This window comes from Nocardioides sp., from assembly GCF_034670285.1.
Lineage (GTDB): Bacteria > Actinomycetota > Actinomycetes > Propionibacteriales > Nocardioidaceae > Nocardioides.
On sequence record NZ_JAXMNS010000488.1, the window covers coordinates 1 to 2,488 of the forward strand.

The 2,488-nt window shown below is 70.8% G+C and carries 3 protein-coding genes; all 3 read left to right on the plus strand.

Annotated features, from left to right (window positions below; translation table 11 throughout):
- Positions 1-86 precede the first annotated feature (86 nt).
- Positions 87-662 (plus strand): DUF3090 domain-containing protein, encoded by a 576-nt coding sequence (locus VOI19_RS18065; protein WP_323794332.1) that lies wholly within the window; start codon positions 87-89, stop codon positions 660-662.
- A 10-nt stretch (positions 663-672) separates the two neighbouring features.
- Complete coding sequence (locus VOI19_RS18070; protein ID WP_323794333.1) at positions 673-1,416, plus strand: SCO1664 family protein; 744 nt, start codon at positions 673-675, stop codon at positions 1,414-1,416.
- 57 nt (positions 1,417-1,473) lie between these two features.
- On the plus strand, positions 1,474-2,488 hold a 1,015-nt coding region (mshC, locus tag VOI19_RS18075), incomplete at its 3' end, for a cysteine--1-D-myo-inosityl 2-amino-2-deoxy-alpha-D-glucopyranoside ligase (RefSeq protein ID WP_323794334.1).

The following is a 2,488-nucleotide window of genomic DNA, read 5'->3' on the forward strand; positions in this document are numbered from 1 at the left end:
GGCGCCGGGCCGGAGGTGGCCGACCGCGAGGCCGCCGCACCACCGGGTGGGTCGGGCCGTCCCACGGCGCCCCTAGGCTGAGTGGCATGCCAGTCGTCCACGCATTCGACCCGCCGGAGCGCTTCGTGACCGGCACCGTCGGTGAGCCGGGCGCGCGCACCTTCTTCCTGCAGGCACGCACCGGTTCCCGCATCACGAGCGTCTCGTTGGAGAAGCAGCAGGTCGCAGCCCTCGCCGAGCGCGTCGACGAGCTGCTCGACGAGGTGATGAGCAACCAGGCCAGCCAGTCCGTCGTACCCGCGGTCGCGCCCCTGGCCCTCGACGACTCCGACCCCCTCGAGCAGCCGATCGACGAGGAGTTCAGGGCGGGCACCATGACGCTCTCCTGGGACCCGTCCGACGAGCGGATCGTGATCGAGGTCTTCCCCTACACCGAAGCGGCCGTGATCTCGCCGGAGCAGGTGGACGAGGACTTCGAGGAGCCCGAGCCCGACGAGGTCTTCCTCGTCCGACTGACCGCCGCCGCTGCGCGGTCGTTCGTCAAGCGCGCCGAGCAGGTCCTCGAGGCGGGCCGCCCGAGCTGCCCGTTCTGCGGCAACCCGATCGACCCGAACGGGCACCTGTGCGTGCGCGCCAACGGTTTCCGTCGACGCGACCCGTGACCCACGACGGATGAGCACGCTCGAGCTCCAAGGACGCATCATGCCCGCGTCCAACGCGACCTTCCTGGGCGAGCTGGGCGGCCGTCAGGTCGTCTACAAGCCCGTTGCCGGCGAGCGTCCGCTCTGGGACTTCCCCGACGGCACGCTCGCGGGGCGGGAGGTCGCCGCCTACCTCGTCTCGGAGGCGACCGGGTGGAACGTCGTGCCTCGCACGTGGCTCGGCGAGGGGCCGCACGGCCTGGGCATGATCCAGGAGTGGCAGGAGCCCGATCCGGAGCAGGACGCCGTGATGCTGGTGCGACCGCACGACACGCCGCCCGGCTGGCGACTGGTGCTCGAGGCCGTCGACGACCACGACCGCGACGTGGCCCTCGTGCACGAGGACACGCGCGAGCTGCGCCGGATGGCGGTCTTCGACGTGATCACCAACAACGCCGACCGCAAGGGTGGCCACGTGCTCGAGATGGCCGACCGACACCGCTACGGCGTCGACCACGGGCTGACCTTCCACCAGGAGGTCAAGCTGCGCACGGTGCTGTGGGGCTGGGGCGGGGAGGCCCTCGACGACCAGGACGTCGCCGGGATCGAGCGCGTCCTGAGCGGTCTCGCAGGACAGCTCGGCGCCGAGCTGTTGGAGCACCTGACGCCGAGGGAGGTGGTCGTGCTCGAGCACCGCTGTCGCCGCCTGCTCGATCTCGGCACCCTGCCCGAGGCGTCCGGCGACTGGCCGTCGATCCCGTGGCCGCCCTTCTGACGCTCTCCCGCGCAGGGCTGTGGGGGCCGCCGCCCGTGCACGCCCTAGGCTGCGGACATGCGTGCCTGGAACCTGCCTGAGATCTCGTCGCTCCCCGTCACCGCGCCTGCCGTGCGGTTGCACGACACGTCGACGGGCGTGCAGGTGACGTCCTCACCGAACGGACCCGCGCGCCTCTACGTGTGCGGCATCACGCCGTATGACGCCACCCACCTCGGGCACGCTGCGACCTACGTCGGCTTCGACCTGCTCAACCGTGCGTGGCGCAACGCCGGGCACGACGTGACCTACGTCCAGAACGTCACCGACGTCGACGACCCGCTCCTCGAGCGCGCCAACAAGGTCAACATCGACTGGGTCGAGCTGGCCGAGCGTGAGACCGAGCTCTTCCGTCAGGACATGCAGGCCCTGCGCGTGCTGCCGCCGAAGTCCTACATCGGCGCGGTCGAGTCGATCCCGCTCGTCATCGGGCTCGTCAAGGTCCTCGAGGCGAACGGCGCGATCTACCAGGTCGAGCAGGACCTCTACTTCTCGGTCAGCGCAGACGACGCCTTCGGTGACGAGTCCGGGATGGACCGCGACACGATGCTGGCCCTCTTCGCCGAGCGCGGTGGCGACCCCGACCGGGAGGGCAAGCGCGACCCCCTCGACTGCGTCGTGTGGCGCGGCGAGCGCGAGGGCGAGCCGTCGTGGCCGAGCCCGTGGGGCCCGGGACGCCCGGGCTGGCACATCGAGTGCGCCGCGATCGCGCTGGCGCACCTCGGCACCGACATCGACGTCCAGGGCGGAGGGAGCGACCTGGTCTTCCCGCACCACGAGATGTGTGCGGGCCACGCGCAGGTCGCCAACAAGGGCGCATCGTTCGCCCGCATCTACAGCCACGCCGGCATGGTCGGCTACGACGGCGAGAAGATGTCGAAGTCCCGCGGCAACCTGGTCTTCGTCTCAGCCCTGCGCAACAGCGACATCGACCCGATGGCCATCCGCCTCGCACTGCTCCGCCACCACTTCCGCAGCGACTGGGAGTGGAAGGACGCCGAGCTCTGCGACGCCGTCGACGCACTGGGTGACT